14 protein-coding genes are annotated in these 19,685 nt (G+C 64.5%); 9 read left to right on the top strand and 5 right to left on the bottom strand.

The window, feature by feature from the left end; all coding sequences use genetic code 11:
* The first annotated feature begins 75 nt into the window (after nucleotides 1-75).
* Nucleotides 76-390 (top strand): high-potential iron-sulfur protein, encoded by a 315-nt coding sequence (locus QFZ94_RS23365; protein ID WP_429459861.1) that lies wholly within the window; start codon nucleotides 76-78, stop codon nucleotides 388-390.
* 99 nt (nucleotides 391-489) lie between these two features.
* Entirely contained in the window at nucleotides 490-900 is a 411-nt protein-coding gene (locus QFZ94_RS23370; protein ID WP_429459863.1) for a GFA family protein, read from the top strand.
* Nucleotides 901-909: 9 nt separating this feature from the next.
* Here the strand turns inward: QFZ94_RS23370 and QFZ94_RS23375 are convergent, their stop codons facing one another.
* Together QFZ94_RS23375 and QFZ94_RS23380 are read right to left on the bottom strand one after the other, a co-directional pair.
* A complete protein-coding gene (locus QFZ94_RS23375) occupies nucleotides 910-1,317 on the bottom strand; it encodes a GFA family protein (RefSeq protein ID WP_410848905.1) in 408 nt (135 codons plus the stop codon).
* A 30-nt stretch (nucleotides 1,318-1,347) separates the two neighbouring features.
* Nucleotides 1,348-1,632: a hypothetical protein gene (locus QFZ94_RS23380; protein ID WP_410848906.1), complete on the bottom strand. Its 285-nt coding sequence runs from the start codon at nucleotides 1,630-1,632 to the stop codon at nucleotides 1,348-1,350.
* 83 nt (nucleotides 1,633-1,715) lie between these two features.
* Between QFZ94_RS23380 and imuA the strand changes: the two genes are divergently transcribed.
* The 7 genes from imuA to QFZ94_RS23415 all read left to right on the top strand — a co-directional run bounded on the left by imuA (nucleotide 1,716) and on the right by QFZ94_RS23415 (nucleotide 13,463).
* On the top strand, nucleotides 1,716-2,423 hold the full coding sequence (gene imuA / locus QFZ94_RS23385) for a translesion DNA synthesis-associated protein ImuA (protein WP_026228047.1): 708 nt from the start codon (nucleotides 1,716-1,718) through the stop codon (nucleotides 2,421-2,423).
* Nucleotides 2,353-3,822 carry a Y-family DNA polymerase gene (locus tag QFZ94_RS23390; RefSeq protein WP_410848907.1) on the top strand — a complete coding sequence of 490 codons (1,470 nt, stop codon included), beginning with the start codon at nucleotides 2,353-2,355 and terminating at the stop codon, nucleotides 3,820-3,822. The genes imuA and QFZ94_RS23390 overlap by 71 nt, the downstream gene beginning before the upstream one ends.
* A gap of 32 nt (nucleotides 3,823-3,854) precedes the next feature.
* The gene (locus QFZ94_RS23395; RefSeq protein ID WP_429459866.1) at nucleotides 3,855-7,004 is read left to right on the top strand and encodes an error-prone DNA polymerase; all 3,150 of its coding nucleotides are present in this window, start codon (nucleotides 3,855-3,857) and stop codon (nucleotides 7,002-7,004) included.
* A 48-nt stretch (nucleotides 7,005-7,052) separates the two neighbouring features.
* The gene (locus tag QFZ94_RS23400) at nucleotides 7,053-8,012 is read left to right on the top strand and encodes an SOS response-associated peptidase family protein (protein ID WP_429459868.1); all 960 of its coding nucleotides are present in this window, start codon (nucleotides 7,053-7,055) and stop codon (nucleotides 8,010-8,012) included.
* Between the two features lie 287 nt (nucleotides 8,013-8,299).
* Nucleotides 8,300-10,795: a glycogen/starch/alpha-glucan phosphorylase gene (locus QFZ94_RS23405; RefSeq protein ID WP_429459870.1), complete on the top strand. Its 2,496-nt coding sequence runs from the start codon at nucleotides 8,300-8,302 to the stop codon at nucleotides 10,793-10,795.
* On the top strand, nucleotides 10,785-12,878 hold the full coding sequence (gene glgX, locus QFZ94_RS23410) for a glycogen debranching protein GlgX (RefSeq protein ID WP_429459872.1): 2,094 nt from the start codon (nucleotides 10,785-10,787) through the stop codon (nucleotides 12,876-12,878). The genes QFZ94_RS23405 and glgX overlap by 11 nt, the downstream gene beginning before the upstream one ends.
* Before the next feature lie 117 nt (nucleotides 12,879-12,995).
* Entirely contained in the window at nucleotides 12,996-13,463 is a 468-nt protein-coding gene (locus QFZ94_RS23415) for a DUF4440 domain-containing protein (protein WP_429459874.1), read from the top strand.
* 39 nt (nucleotides 13,464-13,502) lie between these two features.
* On the opposite strand, the gene QFZ94_RS23420 is transcribed toward QFZ94_RS23415, so the two are convergent.
* From QFZ94_RS23420 to QFZ94_RS23430, 3 genes are all read right to left on the bottom strand, one after another.
* The gene (locus QFZ94_RS23420; RefSeq protein WP_429459876.1) at nucleotides 13,503-14,957 is read right to left on the bottom strand and encodes a DUF2252 domain-containing protein; all 1,455 of its coding nucleotides are present in this window, start codon (nucleotides 14,955-14,957) and stop codon (nucleotides 13,503-13,505) included.
* 77 nt (nucleotides 14,958-15,034) lie between these two features.
* Nucleotides 15,035-16,771, bottom strand: coding sequence for a SulP family inorganic anion transporter (locus QFZ94_RS23425; RefSeq protein WP_429459878.1), 1,737 nt, complete (start codon nucleotides 16,769-16,771; stop codon nucleotides 15,035-15,037).
* 220 nt (nucleotides 16,772-16,991) lie between these two features.
* On the bottom strand, nucleotides 16,992-19,682 hold the full coding sequence (locus QFZ94_RS23430) for an AAA family ATPase (RefSeq protein ID WP_429459880.1): 2,691 nt from the start codon (nucleotides 19,680-19,682) through the stop codon (nucleotides 16,992-16,994).
* Between the last annotated feature and the right edge of the window lie 3 nt (nucleotides 19,683-19,685).

Here is a 19,685-nt window from a genome sequence, read left to right on the forward strand (position 1 = left end):
GCATTGCAACGCCACGCCGCTTCGATCGAATGGAATGCGGCGTGGACGACCCATTTCTTTTCTCAGGACACCATCATGGTCTCTCACAATCGCAGACACTTCATTCTTCAGGCCGCGGGCGTGTGCGCCGCGCTCGCCAGCGCCGACCTCGCGCTCGCCGCGCCGCCGCCCGTCGACGAAAACGACGCCACCGCAGGCTCGCTCGGCTATCGTGCGAAAGCGAGCAGCGTCGACACCGCGAAGTTCCCCAAGTACCACGCGGGCCAGACCTGCGCGAACTGTCGCTTCTATACCGGCGCAGCGGGCGAGGCCGCCGGACCGTGCCCGATGTTCCCCGGCAAATCGGTTGCGGCGGACGGCTGGTGTAATGTCTATGCGCCAAGAACCTGAGCGCTGGTAATCTACCGTCCGCCGCGCGTATTCTTAGGCTCTCCAACCAAACAGTGCAAACAGCGCAAACAGCGAGAGCATTTGAACCGGAGAAGATCGATGTCGAGTCCCTGGACGGGCCGGTGCCTATGCGGCGCGGTGCAATACGAAGCTCACGGTGATTCACTCGCGCAACTGATCTGCCATTGCCGCGATTGTCAGCGCGCTTCCGGTTCCGCAGGGTTGCCGGTCGTCGTAGTGACAGCCGCCGGCTTTTCGTTCAAAGGCGACGTCAGGCCTTATACGAAGACCGGCGGCAGCGGCATGCCGACGACGCGCAACTTCTGCGCTCATTGCGGCAGCCTGCTGTTCGGCACGCCGCATCATGCACCGGACATAGTGACCCTCTACGCCGGCACGCTCGATGATCCTGCGCGGTTCGAGCCCGAGTTCGTTCAGTTCGTGTGCGAACGCCATCAACTTGACGCTCACCTGCCTGACATTCCCCACCATCCGCGAAGAGCGCCCTGACCCGCGCAATCAAAGATGCCTTGTTTGCTCGGGCGGATTGCCCCAGTCGTTGTGCAAGCCATCGCGATAGGTCACGGGCGCGTTCAACGCTGCATCGAGATCGAGTTCATCGAGACACATGATGTTGACGTTGATATACGGATACCCCGTGCCGTTCGGCATATCGATGCGGTCGAATACGTGAACCCCGCAGCGCTGGCAGAACGGGTGATGCGCAACCGCATTTTTCCCCTGATATTCGCTGAGCGTGGCTTCATCCGAAAGCAGACGAAAGTCCTCCCGACGAACCTGCACGTGCCAGAACCGCAGCCTGCTGCAATAACTGCAATTGCATTTCGACGTGCCCTTGTCGAAATCGATGCGAGCCTCGAACTTCACGGATTGGCAGTGGCAACTTCCGAGGTACGTGCGCAGCATGGGGTTCTCCGAGGTTGAGGGCAGCTGCAATTATGGACGGCACGACTTCGCGCTGCCAACGCACGAGCCGTCGCAACCCTCGCAGTAATGGCGGTCGCGCACCGCGCGATCCACGCGCCAGACGTTAGCCTCGGCCGGCCGCGCCGTTCCCACCGAGCGGCCGTTTTCCCGCGCATGAAAGTTCGGCTCGCCCGCCTTGCCGCGGCGAATCGCTTCATCGATGCCCGGCTCGCCGAACACCGCCTTCAGTTCGGCCACGAACGCCGCGATCTCGGGCATCGGATGCCCGGCCGGCTTGCGCACTCGCATGTCCATTCATCCGCTCCCGAAAAAGTGCCTATTCGCCATATCTTAAAAACGATGTAGGATACTGTATATCCATACAGGTATTTTCGCAAATGACAACCGCCCTGCCAGCACCGGAAGCCATTCACCCGTCCTTGTGGCGGGCGTCCCAGCTTGGCGCTGGCCGCGGCCGCAGCGTCGATACCGGTTATCCGGCCCTGTCGGCGGAATTGCCCGGCGGCGGCTGGCCGCTCGGCGCGCTGGTCGATCTGCTGGTGCAGCAGGCCGGCGTCGGCGAACTGCGGCTGTTGCAGCCGGCGCTCAGCGCCGTCGGCGAGCGTCCGGTCGCCTTCGTGCAGCCGCCGCATACGCCGGACGGCCTCGGGCTGAACTACATCGGCCTGTCGCTGCAGCAGGTGCTGCGCATCAATGCACCGAAAACCGCCGACGCGCTGTGGTCCGCCGAGCAGATCCTGCGCGCCGGCAGTTGCGGCGCGCTGATCTTCTGGGCGCAGTACGCGCAGGCGTCGTCGCTGCGCCGTCTGCATCTGGCCGCGCAGTCGTCGGAGACGCTGTTCATCATGGTGCGGCCGCTCGCCACCGCGCAGGACGCGTCGCCCGCGCTGCTGCGGCTCGCGCTCAGGCCATCGGCCGAAGGTCTGACCATCGACATCGTGAAACGACGAGGGCCCGCTCGCGCAGAGCCCCTGTCGATTCCCCTTCAACCCACACCCGTTCTGCTTTCCCGACATGCGCGTCTTTCTCGCCGTTCATCTGCCAAAGTTGCCGCTCGAGGTCTTCAGACCGAAGTGGTCGCCTGAGCCCGCGCATGGCTGCGCGGTGCTGGAGAAAGACAAGGTGGTCATGGCCGATCCCGCCGCGCGCTCGGCGGGCGTGCGTGCGGGCATGAAGCGCGGCGGCGTGCTGACGCTGTCGCCGGAAACCGAGATGTATGAGCGCGACAGCGGCCGCGAAGCGGCGGCCCATCGCGAGGTGGGGATCGCGCTGATGCGCTTCTCACCCGAAGTCGCGCTGCTCGATGAGGCGACGGTGGTCGTCGAGATCGGCGCGAGTCTGCGGCTCTTCGGCGGCCTGCTCGCGCTGTGCCGCGACGCGAAGGCCATTCTCAATGCGCTCGGCTTCACCGCGCGCATCAGTGCCGCGCCGACCGGCCAGGGCGCGTGGCTGCTCGCGAAGTTCGGCAACCGCCGCGTGCTGAAGCTCGCGTCGCTCGAACAGCGCCTCTGCGCGCTGCCGATGCTCGCCGTGCCCGAAGTCCGTCCGTTCGCCGACTGGTTCACGGGCCTCGGCTGCGAGCGCATCGCCGATCTGCGCCGCCTGCCCCGCGCCGGCTTGCAGCGCCGCTGCGGCGAACATTTGCTCGACTCGCTCGACCGCGCATTCGGCACCGCGCCCGAACTGTTCGACTGGCTCGAACTGCCGCCCACGTTCTCGGCGCGCATCGAGATGCCGGACCGGCTCGAACACGCGGATGGCGCGGTGTTCGGCGCGCAGCGGCTCGTCGTGCAGCTGTGCGGATGGCTGTGCGCGAAGCAGCTCGCGGTCAGCGGCATTCGCCTGTCGCTCGAACACGAGCGCGGACGCAATGCGATCGAGCCGACCACGATCGACATCGCGCTCGGCGAGCCGACCTGGCGCGAAGAACATCTGATGCGGCTGCTAAAGGAACGGCTGCATCGCATCGAGCTCGCCGCGCCCGTGATTGCGTTGCGGCTCGACGCATCGAACGTCGAATCGGCCGCGCCCGCGTCCGCGACGCTCTTTCCCGAACCGGGCGGCTCGCAGGAAGACCACGAGCGCCTGCTCGAACTGCTGGTCGCGCGGCTCGGCGAAGAGAACGTGCTGAAGCCCGCGCCGAGCGCCGATCATCGCCCGGAGATCGCGAACCGCTGGCTGCCGGTGTCGCAGCCGGTCAAGCTCGGACCGCTGCCGCAGAATCTGCCACGCCCGACGTGGATGCTCGACACGCCCGTTCGTCTGTTGATGCGCCAGCACCGCCCGTTCTATGGCTCGCCGTTGCGCATGGTGTCGCCGGGCGAGCGCATCGAGAGCGGCTGGTTCGACGGCGAACTCGTCACGCGCGACTACTTCGTCGCGCAGGCGGACGACCAGAGCTGCTACTGGATCTACCGCGAGCGCGTGAGCAGCCGCGACGCGGAAGAAGAGCAACGCTGGTTCCTTCATGGCCTGTTCGGCTGACAGGCGCGGCTGATATGCGCGGATGAACGGCCATGGACACCACCTTCACGATGCTGCCGGCATATGCCGAGCTGTTCTGCTTTTCCAACTTCACGTTTTTGCGCGGCGCGTCGCACGCCGAGGAACTGGCCGAGCGTGCCGCGCAACTCGGCTACTCCGCGCTCTCGATCACCGACGAATGCTCGCTCGCGGGAGTCGTGCGCGCGCATGTCGCGGCGAAGGAAGCGAAGCTGCCGTTCATCGTCGGTTCGTATTTCCGGCTCGTCAATGCCGATGGTTCGCCGGCCTTCGGCCTGATCCTGCTCGCCCGCAACCGCAACGGCTACGGCAATCTGTCGGAGCTGATCACGCTCGCGCGCATGCGCGCGCCCAAGGGCGAATACCGGCTCACGCCGCAGGATCTGTCGCGGCCGGAGAAGGAATATCGCCACCTGCTCGGCATGCCCGACTGCCTCGCGATTCTGGTGCCGGATTTCCCGGCCAGCGAAGACGCGCTCGACGCACAGGTCGAATGGCTCGACGAAACCTTCACCGGCCGCGCATGGGTCGGCCTCGTGCTGCATCAACGCGCGATGGACGACATGCATCGCGGCGCGGTCGAATTCGTCGCGAAGAGCCGCGACGTGCCCGTCGTCGCACTCGGCGAAGTCGTGATGCACGTGCGCTCGCGCAAGCCGCTGCAAGACACGATGACCGCGATCCGGGTCGGCAAGCCGGTCCATGAGTGCGGCTACGATCTCGCGCCGAACGCCGAGCAGCATCTGCGCTCGCGGTTGCGGCTCGCCAACCTGTACCCGGAAGACGCGCTCGCCGCGACGGTCGACATCACGAGCCGCTGCACGTTTTCGCTCGACGAGCTGCGCTACGAGTATCCCGACGAGCTGGTGCCGGCCGGCCATACGCCGGCCTCGTATCTTCGCCAGGAGACCTATATCGGCGCGCAGCGGCGTTTTCCGGCGGGGATTCCGCATCCCGTGCAGCAGCAGATCGAGCACGAACTCGAACTGATCGCGGACTTGCAGTACGAGCCGTATTTCCTGACCGTCTACGACATCGTCCGCTTCGCGCGCAGTCAGCACATTCTGTGTCAGGGGCGCGGCTCGGCCGCGAACTCGGCGGTCTGCTACTGCCTCGGCGTGACCGAAGTGGACCCCGCGCGCGGCAACATGCTGTTCGAGCGCTTCATCAGCAAAGAGCGCGGCGAGCCGCCCGATATCGACGTCGACTTCGAGCACCAGCGGCGCGAAGAAGTGATCCAGTACATCTATCGCAAGTACGGCCGCGACCGGGCGGCGATCGCGGCGGCGGTGTCGACCTATCGTCCGCGTGGCGCGCTGCGGGAAACGGGCAAGGCGCTCGGCGTCGATCCGCAGATCGTCGATGCGGTCGCGAAGTCGCATCACTGGTTCGATGGCCGCCAGGATCTGCTCGCGCGCTTCGCGGAATCCGGCCTCGATCCGGACAAGCCGCTGATTCAGGCCTGGGCAAAGCTCGCCTCGCAGCTGCTGAATTTTCCGCGCCATCTGTCGCAGCATTCGGGCGGCTTTGTGATCAGCCGCGGCAAGCTCACGCGGCTCGTGCCGGTGGAAAACGCGGCGATGGCCGAGCGCTCGGTGATCGAGTGGGACAAGGACGACCTCGAATCATTGGGCTTGCTGAAGGTCGACGTGCTCGCGCTGGGAATGCTGTCGGCGATCCGGCGCACGCTCGACTTCGTGTCGGAACAGCGCGGCGAACGCTTCGAAATGCAGGACATTCCGTCTGAAGATCCGGCGACCTACGCGATGATTTCAGCCGCCGATACGGTCGGCGTATTCCAGATCGAATCGCGCGCGCAGATGAGCATGCTGCCGCGCATGCGGCCGAAGACGTTCTACGACCTCGTCATCGAAGTCGCGATCGTGCGGCCGGGTCCGATTCAGGGCGGCGCCGTGCATCCGTACCTGCAGCGCCGCCAGGGCTTCGAGCCCGTCACCTATCCGAGCGACGCGTTGAAGACCGCGCTGGGCCGCACGCTCGGCGTGCCGATCTTCCAGGAGCAGGTGATGCAGGTGGCGATTCTCGCGGCCGGCTTCACCGCCGGCGAAGCCGATCAGCTGCGGCGCGCGATGGCCGCGTGGAAACGCAAAGGCGGGCTCGAAAAATACTATGACCGCATCGTGCTCGGCATGCAGGAGCGCGGCTACGACCAGGCCTTTGCCGAGGCGATCTTCGAGCAGATCAAGGGCTTCGGTGAATATGGCTTCCCCGAAAGTCACGCGGCCAGTTTCGCACTGCTCGTCTATGCGAGCAGCTGGCTCAAGTGTCACGAACCCGAAGCCTTTCTCGCCGCGATGCTGAACAGCCAGCCGATGGGCTTCTATTCGCCGTCGCAACTGGTGCAGGATGCGCAGCGGCACGGCGTCACGGTATTGCCGGTCGACGTGACGGTGAGCGGCTGGGATTCGTCGCTCGAACACCGTGCGGGGGCGACGCGCCCTGCCGTGCGGCTCGGTCTTTCGCTGCTGCGCGGCATGAAGGACGGCGCCGCCGAACGGATCGAGAACGCGCGCGCGGTTCGTCCGTTCGCGAGCGTCAACGATCTCGCGCGCCGCGCGCAGCTCGACCGCAAAGACCTGCATGCGCTCGCGGATGCGAATGCGTTGGCAGCGCTCGCGGGAAACCGCCGCGAAGCGCTGTGGCAGTCGGTCGCCGCGGTGCCGGACAAGGATATGCTCGCGGCCGCCGCGACTCAGGACGAAACGCCCGAACTGGGCGCACCGAGCGAAGCGCACGACATCGTCGCCGACTACCGCTCGCTCGGCCTGACGCTGAACCGCCATCCGCTGGAGCTGCTCAGGCCGCAATTGCTCGCGAACCGGCTGATGCCGGCCTCGACGCTGCGGACCTATCGCGACGGCCGCCTCGCGCGCGCCTGTGGACTGGTGACGGTGCGTCAGCGACCTGGCACGGCCAAGGGCGTCGTATTCGTCACGCTCGAAGACGAGACGGGCAACGTCAACGTGATCATCTGGCCGGGCCTGCTCGAAAAACAGCGCAAGGAAGCGTTGGGCGCCACGCTGCTCGCCGTGTACGGCACGTGGCAGTGTCAGGGAGAAGTCCGGCACCTCGTCGCGCAGCGGCTCGTCGATATGTCCCATCTGCTGGGCAAGTTGCAAACGACGAGCAGAAACTTCTGCTGACGCAAGCGTGCGAATGCGTATCATCGGAACAGCAAACGGAGGGCATCCATGTGCTATTCGGCTCAGATTCTGGCGGACTACCGGCGCTACGTCCGCATGTTCGGCGCGCAGATGAGCATCGAGGAATTCGCGCGGCTTTTCTTCGAACGCGCTGAGGACAATCAGGCCAGGATTCCCAAAGCGATGGAAGACGCCTTCTCGGAACCGCAGTCCGACGCGGAACGGGAAGTCTGGGCGCTGATCGAACGCTTCCGGTCGCAGCAGACCGCAAAGCTCGAACAGGAACTGTTCAAACAGCGCACCCGCTTCGCCGATGCCGAGCGCTCCTTGCAGACCAAAGTCACCAAAGCGGCGACCGAGAGCCAACGGATCGCCAAAGACAAGATCGACCGCACGCTCGAACGCCTCGACGATCTGCGCCGGGTCGATCCCAAAGCAGCCGACTCGCGCATCTTTCCAGGCTACTACGCGCCGGTACTGGTGATGGAAAACGGCCAGCGCGTCGTCAAACCGATGCGCTATCAGTGCCGCCTCGCCGGCAAGCCCGCATCGTACGACACCCGCTATCCGGGCACGTACAACGCTCGCCGCGACAGTCTCGAAGGTTTCTGGAAGACACTATTTGGCTACTCACATGGACTCGTGCTGGCCAGTTCGTTCTATGAGAACGTATCGCGCGCGCGGATGGAAGGCCGTGAACTGGCGCCCGGCGACAAAGATGAAAACGTCCGGCTGGAGTTCAGCCCCAATCCGCCCCACGACATGCTGGTCGCATGCCTATGGTCACGCTGGAGCGGCAAAGGCGAGCCCGATCTCTCGTCCTTCGCCGCCATCACCGATGATCCGCCACCCGAGATTGCCGCCGCCGGCCATGATCGCTGCATCATTCCGATCAAGCCCGAGCATATCGACGCATGGTTGAATCCCGATCCGCACGATCTGGCAGCGCTGTACGCGATTCTCGACGATCGGGACCGGCCGTTCTACGAACATCGGATCGCGGCCTGAATACAACATGCGGTTTTCCAGGCCGCGCAATACGGTGCCGGATCATCCTTGCAATCTTCGCGCAGTAACATATTCTGCGTTATGAATCTTCGTCGGCTGGCAAAAAATGCCCGGACGTAGAAGTTCGCTTACAGGTGCGGTCCGGACCTCGTCAATCATCGAAGCGCCTGCGCAGCGCGCCCGACACGCCTGCACCATGCGCATCCCACGCCACGGACCGCGCCGGGGTCGCCGACTGGGTCCGGCCCTTCTGAACCTCACGCGCAGCATGCACCGGGGAAAGCTCCATGGACGACGCTCCCACCACGACCACGCCGCAAAGCACGGATGCGGCGCGCACCGGCCTGAGCGCCGCCGCGCTGCAGCGCGGCGTGCTCGACAATCTGCTGTGTCTGCTCGGCCGCTATCCGGCCATCGCTTCGCCGCACGACTGGTATATGGCGCTCGCCTACAGTGTGCGCGACCGCATGCTGGCGCGCTGGGCCGCCTCCGTCCAGACCTACGCCGTCAACGATGCGCGCGTAGCCTGCTACCTTTCCGCCGAATTCCTGATCGGCCCGCAACTCGGCAACAACCTCGCCAACCTCGACATCGAGGCCAACGCGCGTGAAGCGCTGGCCTCGCTCGGCGTCGACCTGGATACGCTGCTCGAGATCGAGGAGGAGCCGGGGCTCGGCAATGGCGGGCTGGGCCGGCTCGCGGCCTGCTATCTGGATTCGCTCGCGACGCTGGAAATCCCGGCCATCGGCTATGGCATCCGCTACGAGTTCGGCATCTTCGATCAGCAGATTCGCGACGGCTGGCAGGTCGAAACCACCGACAAGTGGCTGCAAAGAGGCAATCCGTGGGAGATCGTGCGCGCCGAGGTGGCGTACTACGTCGGGTTCGGCGGCAGCACGCACAACGAGACCGATGCACGCGGGCATCTGCGTGTGCGCTGGACCCCCACGCGGCAGGTCAAAGGCGTAGCGTGCGACATCCCGATGCCCGGCTATCGCGTGAACACCTGCAACACCTTGCGGCTGTGGAAAAGCGAGGCGGTCGAGTCGTTCGACCTGCAGGACTTCAACGCCGGCGACTATTACGAGGCCGTCAACGAAAAGGTGATCTCCGAGACGCTATCGAAGGTGCTGTATCCGAACGACGAGCCCGAGATCGGCAAGCGCCTGCGTCTCGCGCAGCAATATTTCTTCGTGTCGTGCTCGCTGCAGGACATGCTGCGGCTGCTCGAAATCAAGGGCGAACCGCTCGGACACTTCGCGGATCTGTTCAACGTGCAGCTGAACGATACGCATCCGTCGATCGCGGTCGCCGAGCTGATGCGTCTGCTGGTGGACGACAAGGAGCTGCCGTGGGACGAGGCCTGGGACATCACGCGGCGCGCGCTCGCGTACACCAATCACACGCTGCTGCCCGAAGCGCTCGAAACCTGGGGGCTGCCGCTGATGCGCAACCTGCTGCCGCGCCTGCTCGAAATCATCTACGAGATCAACCGGCGTTTCCTCGACGAAGTCCGGCAACGCTTTCCGGACGATGAAGCGCGCATCGCACGCATGTCGCTGATCGACGAGCGCGGAGACAAGCTCGTGCGCATGGCGCATCTCGCGACGGTCGGCGCCCACGCGATCAACGGCGTGGCCGAACTGCATTCCGGGCTGCTCAAGCAGACCGTGCTGCGGGATTTCGCCGAATTGTGGCCCGAGCGCTTTCACAACGTCACCAACGGCGTCACGCCGCGCCGCTTCCTGCTGCTTTGCAATCCGGGGCTCGCGCGGCTGCTCGACGAGACCATCGGCGCTGGCTGGGTCACGGATCTTTCGCGTTTGTGCAAGCTCGAAGCCTATGCCGACGACGCCGCGTTCCAGCAGCGTTGGCGCAGCGTGAAGCAGTCGAACAAGGAGGTGCTCGCCGAGCATATCCGCCGTGTCACCGGCATCGGCGTCGACACTGCCGCGCTGTTCGACGTGCAGGTCAAGCGCATCCACGAATACAAGCGGCAACATCTGAACGCGTTGCTGATCGTCACACTGTACCGGCGCCTGCTGCGCGATCCGCAACTCGCGCTGACGCCGCGCTGCTTCGTCTTCGGCGGCAAGGCCGCGCCCGGCTATGTGATGGCCAAGCTGATCATCCGTTTGATCAACGGCATCGCCGAAGTCGTGAATAACGACCCGGTCGTGAACGGCCGGCTGAAGGTCGTGTTCTATCCGGACTTCAACGTGAAGAATGCCCACTTCATCTACCCCGCCGCCGATCTGTCCGAGCAGATTTCGACGGCCGGCAAGGAGGCGTCTGGTACCGGCAACATGAAGTTCATGATGAACGGCGCGCTCACGATCGGCACGCTCGACGGCGCCAACGTCGAAATCCGCGAAGAAGTCGGCGACGAAAACTTCTTCCTGTTCGGCCTGACCGCCGACGAAGTGGCAGGCGTGAAGCGCGCGGGTTATCACCCCGCGGACTACGTGAAGGACAACGCGGAACTGGGCGAAGTGCTGCAACTGATCGCCGACGGTCATTTCTCGCGCGGCGACCGTGAGATGTTCCGCCCGCTCGTCGACAATCTGCTGCACTCGGACCCGTTTCTGGTGCTCGCCGACTACGCCGCCTACGTGGCGCGTCAGGACGACGTCAGCGCCGCCTGGCAGGACACGGGGCGCTGGACCCGCATGTCGATCCTGAACACCGCGCGCTCGGGCAAGTTCTCCTCCGACCGGGCCATCGGCGAATACTGCAAGAAGATCTGGAGGATCTGCCCGATAAGGATCACCCTTGACCAATGACCCTGAAACGGCATTGCTGCGTGCTCATGCGGTTCGCCCCGGCTCGCGGTTTCCGACGGGTGTCAGCGTGGTGCCCGGGGGCATCAATTTCTGCATCTTCTGCCGCTACGCGACGCGCGTCGAGCTATTGCTGTACGAGGCCGCCGACAGCCCGGAGCCGTTTCAGATCGTCCCTCTCTGTACCGATGAGAATCGAACCTTCTTCTGGCATGTGATGGTGGAAGGGCTGCCGTTCGGCACGCACTACACGTGGCGAGTGGACGGTCCGCGCGATACGCAGTCTGGCGGCTCCGCGTTCGATCCCGAGCGCGAACTCCTCGATCCGTATGCCCGCGCGGTCAGCGACGTTCTGTGGACACGGCGTCCGGCCGGCGACCCGAACCCCAACGCGCACGCCACGCACCGCGCGATCGTGACGGAACCGCTGCGCGCGCCCCCCAACCGTATCTCGCGCGGCCTCGACAACGCGATCATCTACGAGCTGCACGTGGGCGGCTTCACGCGTCATCCGTCGAGCGGCGTCCAGCATCCCGGCACCTTCGCCGGCCTGATCGAGAAGATTCCGTATCTCGCGCAACTCGGCGTGACCCACGTCGAGCTGCTGCCGGTGATGGCCTTCGACGAGCAGGACGTTCCGCCCGGGGCAGCAGCCCTCGGCCTGATCAACTACTGGGGCTACAGCACGCATAGCTTCTACAGCCCGCATCCTCGCTACTGCCTGGACCCCGCGCGCGCGCCGCAGGAATTTCGCGCGCTCACCGACGCGATGCACGCCGCGGGCATCGGGGTGCTGCTCGACGTCGTGTTCAACCATACGGCGGAAGCGGGCGAGACGGGACCCGTCATCAACTTCAAGGGCCTCGTCAACGATATCTTCTACCACCTCGACGAGGCCGACCGGCGTCGCTATCGGGATTACACCGGCTGCGGGAACACGGTCAATTGCAACCACCCGCTGGTGACGGCGTTCATCGTTCACTGCCTCGAATACTGGGTGGAGGAGCTGGGCGTCGACGGTTTCCGGTTCGATCTGGCGAGTGTGTTCGCGCGCGACCAGCACGGCGAGCTGATGGCCGATCCACCGCTGCCCTGGGCGATGGAGTCTTCGCGTGTGCTCGCGCGCGTGCCGTTGATCGCGGAAGCGTGGGACGCCGCCGGCATGTACCAGGTCGGCGCCTTTCCCGGCATGGCGTGGGCCGAGTGGAACGGCCGCTATCGGGACGTGATTCGCCGTTTCGTGCGCGGTGACCCGGGCCTCATCGGGGAAGTCGCCACCTGCATCGCGGGCAGCTCGGACCTGTATGCGGACGACGGCAGGCTGCCCGACAACAGCATCAACTTCGTCACCTGCCACGACGGTTTCACGCTGATCGATCTGGTGAGCTACGAGACGAAACTCAACGAGGTCAATGGCGACGCGAATCGCGACGGCAACTCCAATAACCTGTCGTGGAACTGCGGGGCCGAGGGCGAGACCTCCGACCCGACGATTCTCGCACTGCGGCTGCGCCAGGCGCGCAACCTGATGGCCATCCTGTTCCTGAGCCAGGGCGTGCCGATGATGCTCGCCGGCGACGAGGTGCTGCGCAGCCAGCGCGGCAACAACAACGCCTATTGTCAGGACAACGCGCTCAGCTGGTTCGACTGGACATCCACTGAAGCCGGCTCGGCCATGTCGCGCTTCGTGCGTGAATTGATTGCGCTGCACATGCGCCACGCAAATTTGCGCCGGCAAAATTTCCTGACCGGCCGGCCATCGCCCGGGCAAACCCGGCCGGATGTCGCATGGCATGGCGAGCGCCTGAACGAGCCCGGCTGGCACGATGCCGGCGCGCGGCTTCTCGCCGTCACGCTGGGCGGCGAAAAACCGGGCGAGCCGGCACTGAACATGGTGTTCAACATGAGCGATCGCGCGCGCACGGTCGAGTTGCCCGCGCCAGACGCGCGGCACTGGCGGCGTATCGTCGATACCGCGCGCGATAGTCCCGATGACATCGTGGAAGCTGCGCAGCAGGGCGCCATCGAAAGCGAGCAATGTCGCGTGGAAGCGCGCAGTGTCGTGGTCCTGGAAGAAGCGAGCTGAAGTTATCCAAATTACCCGGTCGGTTGTCCTCTAATGTCGATGCTGTGGCGGATATGCGGCGCGCGATTTCGATCTACTGGCGGAACAACCCACCGGCCACCCATCGCGAAGGGCATCATGAAAATCAGCGTATATGGGCCGTCCGTCATCCTCGCGACGGTCGCGGTCGTGGTGCACGGCAGCGCATTCGCGAGGTCCGAAGCGTGCCATCCCGCGTCGGAGAAGCAGATTTCCGCACTGTTCGATCGCTGGAACGACTCGCTGAAGACCGGCGACCCGCAGAAGGTCGTCGCGAACTACGCGCCGAACTCGATCCTGTTGCCGACCGTCTCGAACAAGCCGCGTTTGACCGCCGACGAAAAGCTCGACTATTTCAAACACTTCCTCGAAAACAAACCGGTCGGCACGATCGACTTCCGCGACATCATGATCGAATGCAATACGGCGATCGACTCGGGGCTCTATACGTTCAAGTTCGCGGACGGTTCGGTCGTCAAGGCGCGCTATACGTTCACCTACGCGTGGAATGGGCACAAGTGGCTGATTACCACCCATCATTCGTCGAAAATGCCGGAAGGCAATTAGGCGATGTGGTTGAGAAAAAATCACGCTGGGACCTGAACCTCACTCACGAACGACCTGAATACGTCCCGCCTTGACTGCCGCTTTCAGAACCGTCCAGTCCGCCTCATTCTGTTCGGCATAAGCGAGCGCGAATTGCACGACGGCTTCGTCGAATGCGTCCGACTTGCCGACATATCCGCTGAGCAATGCGGGGTCGCCTGCTTTCGCCATCGAATGCGCCAGCGCGTGAGCGCAGGACACCGCGTATTCGCCCAGATCTTCGACGTCGAACGTGGTGAAATCGAACGCGCCCTTCATGTCGCGCAATTGCCGCACATAGAAGTCGTTGCCGGTGTGATGCATCTTCGACCAGCCGAGGAAAATGTCGCTGGCCGACTGCAGCAGACGCTGCCCGTTCACCACGCGCTGGCCGTGATTGGCATAGCGGCTCGGCCCCAGATACTCCTCCAGCACGGAAGCCCGTGCCTCCTTCAGTTGCAGGAACAGCGGACACTCTCCGTCGGCCATGAAGAGCGTCTCGTAGCAACGCGTTCCCACCGAGCCGATACCCACCACGCGAATGGCGATATCCACCAGTTCATAGCGATCGAATAGTGCGCGCCTGTCATCGGGAAGCGTCAGCCGATAGTCGGCGAAGAAGCGCCGTACCAGCGTTTGGTACTGTTTCTGGTCGTGCTTGCTCTCGAGCGGCACGTGGTACACGAGCGGGGGCGAGTCCTTGATGCGCAGCTTGCCGTCGACAAGCTCGGTCGCGTGAGTCAGCACCGAACGTGATGACTGCTGCCTCGCCTTTTCGATGACCGCCAGTTCTTTCCGCCTTTCCTCCACCGAATCGGCAATCGCCAGCATGCTCGCTGCCTTGAACTGGCAATACCAGACGTCGAGCGTGTCCATGCTGCTCAATCCGGCGAGCCGTTGCCGGAAGGTCTCGCAGAGCCGGCGTACCACCGCGCGCTGGTCGCGCATCGCAAAGCCGCGTTCGCGCGCGGCAATCACGAACGAAGCGGCGAGCCTGCGCACGTCCCAGTCGAACGGACCCGGCAGGGTTTCGTCGAAGTCGTTGGGGCCGAAAAGAATGCGCCGTTCCGGACTCGCGAAAAGCCCGAAATTTGCGAGATGCGCGTCGCCGCCCAATTGCACGGTCACGTTGGAATGCGGGAGCTTCGACAGGTCGTGCGCCATCAGCGGCGCGGCACCCCGATAGAACGCGAACGGACTCGCGACCATCCGACCGTAGCGGATCGGTATCAGCTCCGGCACCCGGCCCACATTGGACGCATCGAGCAGAGCAATCGGATCGCGATCGGCGATCCTGCAGATTCCCAGCTGCGCGCGCGGCGCCTTCTTGCGCGCCGCCTTGCCCTGCTCCATGCGCGCGGCCAGCGAGCCACGCCCGGCGAACAGCATGGACGGATCTTCCTGTGCCGCCAGCGTCTTCGGATCGGCGTGATCCATGGCGGGTTGGATGGACTTCTCAGCAGCGGAATCAGACACGCGTCACTCCTTTTTCGGATCGGGGATCAAGCGGCCTTGTCATCTCACTTCCTTCACTTGCCTTCGCTCGCTTTGCTTCATCGCGGCTTGTCGGTGTCCGGTGCAGCCGCCCACGCGGGCGGCGACAGATCGCGCAGTGCGTCGATCGCCGCATCGACCGTCTCGAAGATCTCGCGATGCGCGCCGCTCACCCGCAGCGCCTTGTACCGCTCGAGTTCGTGCCGCACGCCAGCCGGCACCGCGACCACGGCGATACCCAGGCCGCGCTGGTCGAGTTCCGCACCTAGCTGGAGCAAGGTCTTGCCTGCCGTGTAGTCGATATTGCTGATCTCGGTTGCGTCGATCACGACCCAGCGCAACGGAACGCTCGCCTCGTTGACGAGTTTCAGCACTTCCTCGGTGAAGCGCCCCGTGTTCGCATAGAACAGATCCGCTTCGAACCGGTAGATGACGATGCCGGGTGCCGCGAGCAGGTTCGGCTCGACGTGATGGGGAATCCAGTGGCCGGTGGGGCCGCGCGTCAACACACGCGTGCGCAGCCGATAGCTATGCCGCGCATGCGCGATCAGCGACAACACGACGGCAGCGAGAATGCCGTGCATCACGTCGACGAACACGACCACGCCCGCCGCGAGCAACGCAACGACGAATTCGTCCTTCTGCATGCGAAACAGTTCGGCCATCCCCTTCACGTCGATCAGCTTCACACCGATCATGAAGACGATTGCCGACAGCACGGCGGCCGGCATCAGGCTGAGCGGCCTCGTGAGGAACAGCAGCACCAGCAGCACGATCACGGCTGTAGTCAGATGGGCGAGCTGGGTGCGTCCTCCCGCGTCGTCGATGATCTCGGTCTTGGTCGGACTACCGTTCACGACGAAGGTGCCGGTGAACGCGGCGGCCGCGTTCGCCGCCGCGAGTCCGATGATGTCGGCGTTATCGTCGCCCTTCTCGTTGTTGCGGGTCGCGTAGGCACGCGCGGTCGCCGCGCTCTGCGCGATGATGACGATGAAGCACGAGGCGGCCGTCGCCAGCACCTGGTTGATCTCGCTCATGTGCAACGGCGGCACGAACAGCGACGGCAGTCCGCCGGGCACTTCGCCCGTCACCGCGATGCCATGCCCGGCGAAATTGAAGACCCCGCTCGCCACGATGGAGCCGATCACGGCGATCAGCGCGCCGGGCGCATGCGGCGCGAGACGCTTGCAGCCGATGATCACCGCGAGCACGACAAGCGAAAGGAGCGTGGTCGGATAGTTCGCCTCGGCCACACGTTGCACCACGCTCACCAGTTGCATGACGGGGCCATGCCCGTGCTTCGCGAGCCCGAGCAGCCCGGCGAGTTCCCCCGCCGCGACCTGCACGCCTACCCCCGTCAGAAAGCCGATCAACGCGCTACGTGAAAGAAAGTCGGCCAGAAAGCCGAGCCGGAAGATACGCGCGATCACCAGCATCACGGCGACCGTCAGGGCCACCGTGCTCGTCAGGCCGATGTATTCCTTGCTGCCCAATGCAGCGACGCTCGTCAGCGTACCGGCGAGGATCGCGGCCGTCGCGGAGTCCGCCGCGACTACCAGTTGACGCGAAGCACCCAGAACCGCGAACGCCACCAGCGGCAACAGGATCGTATAAAGACCCGTGACGGTGGGCGTGCCGGATATCTTCGTGTATCCCATCACCTCGGGTATGCCGAGTGCCGCCAGCGTGAGCCCGGCGATGATGTCGCGCGGCAGTTGAGAGGAATTGAAGGGCAAAAGCCCTTGCAGAAACGGCGAGTGATGCAGATGAGAGCGCGTGGAAGCCGCTGGTTTCATGTGTCCACCTCCACTCAGGTCGTGACCTTGCCGACGGAGGTATTGGACCGGTTAAGGATGGCCGGCCCTAAACGCAAGATCCACATGGTCACCTCGGATAGTCGAACTGATCGAGACAACAGCGAACCTGAACCAAACAGACAAGCTCCCCCTTTTCGCGCCGGTAGTCAATAGCCGAGAGCCCCCAGCGAGGAGGCTCTGTAAGCGTTTCGATCGCCTTCTACGACGATGATCCCCCTGCTTCGGAGACCGGCTCGAACGCCACCCGCTGCTCCTGCGAATCGTAGCGGCAAACCACCCGCATCCCTTCACCGATTTCGCCATTGATCAGCGCCTTCGCCAACGGATTCTCGACGCGCTGCTGGATCTGCCGGCGCAGTTCGCGCGCGCCGAACTCGGGCCGGTAGCCCTCGGTCGCGAGATGGTCGATGAGCGAGTCGTCGAAGCTCAGCTCGATGTCCTGACTGCTGGCAATGCGCCGCACCTGCTCCAGCAGAATCCGCACGATCTGACGCGTCTCGTCGCGGCCCAGCGACTTGAACACGATGATGTCGTCGATCCGGTTCAGGAACTCCGGCCTGAAATGCTGCCGCAGCACGTTCATCACGCCGCTTTCCACGCTGACGGAACCCGCCTGGCTGAAAAATCCGGGCCCCGTGCGGTTCTGTCCGGTGATCACGTCGGACGCGAGATTGCTCGTCGCGATGATCAGCGTATTGCTGAAATCGACGACGCGACCTTTGCCGTCCGTCAGGCGTCCATCGTCGAAAACCTGCAGCAGTACGTTGTACACGTCCGGATGCGCCTTTTCGATTTCGTCGAGCAGGATCACGCTGTACGGTCTGCGCCGCACGCGTTCGGTCAGCTGCCCGCCCTCTTCGTAGCCGACGTAGCCGGGCGGGGAACCGATCAGACGCGCGACGGTATGACGCTCCATGTATTCGCTCATGTCGAAGCGCAGCATCGCATCCTCGTCGCCGAACACGACTTCGGCGAGCGCTTTCGCCAGCTCGGTCTTGCCGACACCGGTCGGCCCCAGAAACAGAAACACGGCCGTGGGCCGGTGCCGCGCCTGCAAGCCGGCACGCGCGCGCCGCACTGCATCGCTGACGGCCACGACGGCTTCATCCTGGCCGATCACGCGCTGATGCAAGCGCTGCTCCATATTCAGAAGCCGCTCCTTTTCCTCGGCCGTCAACTGCGCGACGGGAATGCCGGTGAGCCGCGCGACGATTTCGGCGACCTGCCCGATACTCACATGCGATGTGTGGGTGCCGATGCTCTTCTTCCACGCGTCGGTCGACTCGCGCAGCTGCTCTTCCTTCGCGGTGATCTCGCTGCCGAGCGCATGCGCGCGATCGAATTGCTTGCGCGATGCCGCATAGTCCTGCTCGCGGCGCAATTGACCGATTTCCGCTTCGAGTTCGAGCACAGCGGCGGGACGCGACGTCGACGACAGATTGACACGCGCCGCGGCCTGATCGATCAGGTCGATTGCCTTGTCGGGCAGAAAGCGCCCGGAGATATAGCGATCCGACAACTCCGCCGCGCCGACGATCGCATCGTCCTGGATCGTCACCTTGTGATGCGCCTCCAGCCGGTCGCGCAGTCCGCGCAGAATGTTGATGGTCTGCACGACGGACGGCTCGGCGATCAGCACCGGCTGAAAGCGCCGCTCGAGCGCCGCATCCTTTTCGATGTACTTCTGATATTCGGCGAGCGTCGTTGCGCCGATCAGATTGAGTTCGCCGCGCGCCATCGGCGGCTTGAACACGTTGGCGATGTCGAGACCGCCTTCGCCGCCGCCCTGCCCCGCGCCGACGATCGTATGCACTTCATCGACGAACAGCACCAGCGATTCTTGGTTTTCCAGCACTTCGTCGATCACCTGCTTCACGCGCTCTTCGAATTCGCCCCGGTACTTCGCGCCCGCGACGATCGAATTCACGTTGAGCTCGACGAGCCGCTTGTTGCGCAGCGACTCCGGCACGTCACCGTTGACCATCCGCTGTGCCAGCCCTTCGACGACCGCCGTTTTGCCGACGCCGGGCTCGCCGATCAGCACCGGGTTGTTCTTGCGCCGGCGCGCGAGCACTTCGACCATCGTTTCGATTTCGCTGGACCTTCCGATCACGGGGTCGAGCCGGCCTTCGCGCGCCAGTACCGTCAGGTCCCGGCTGTGCTTGTCGAGCTGCGGCGTGCGCGACGGTTGGCGCGGCGCCGCTGGCTTCTGCACGCCGGCCGCGCGCAGCGTCTGCTGACGCAGCGCCGGCGCCTGAACCCCGAGCCGGCCCAGCAGTTGCCCCGCAAAGCTCTCCGGCACTTCGGCCAGACCGATCAGCAGATGTTCGGCGCCGACCGAGCTGTGACCCAGTTGGCGGGACGCCAGGAACGCGCGATCGAGCGCGCTCTTCAGTCGCGGCGAGACGCCCATCGGCTCGCGCGGGCTCGGTGCGGCGGGCTCGCGCTTCTCCGCGTTCGCATCGATATACGCGCGCAAATCGCTCCCCTTCACGCCGAGCGAAGCGAGGATTGCTTCGACGGCCGCATGGTCGGCGAGCACGTATTGCAGGTGTTCGGTATCGACCTCGCGACGGCCGAACTGCGCCGCGGTTTCAGCGGCGCGCTGCAGCATCTCCATCGCGACATCGCTGAAATGCCGCTCGATGCTGAACGCCTCGCCGCCTTCGACGGGCTGCTGCGCGGCATACGGATCGGCAGCGGACGGCTCCTGGGCCGATGCCTGCGCGCGAAACAGCGCTTCCAGCGGCGAGATAGAGCGTTGATGGCGGGTCAGTTGCGCGTAGTGAAAATCACAGACGTCGAGCACCTGACGCTGGTTGTTCTGAAGTACCGCAAGCCGCACCGTCGCCGGCCGGACACCGCAGATATCGCAAAGCAAGCGTGCCATTGT

It is taken from the genome of Paraburkholderia sp. JPY465, assembly GCF_050436725.1.
Lineage (GTDB): Bacteria > Pseudomonadota > Gammaproteobacteria > Burkholderiales > Burkholderiaceae > Paraburkholderia > Paraburkholderia youngii.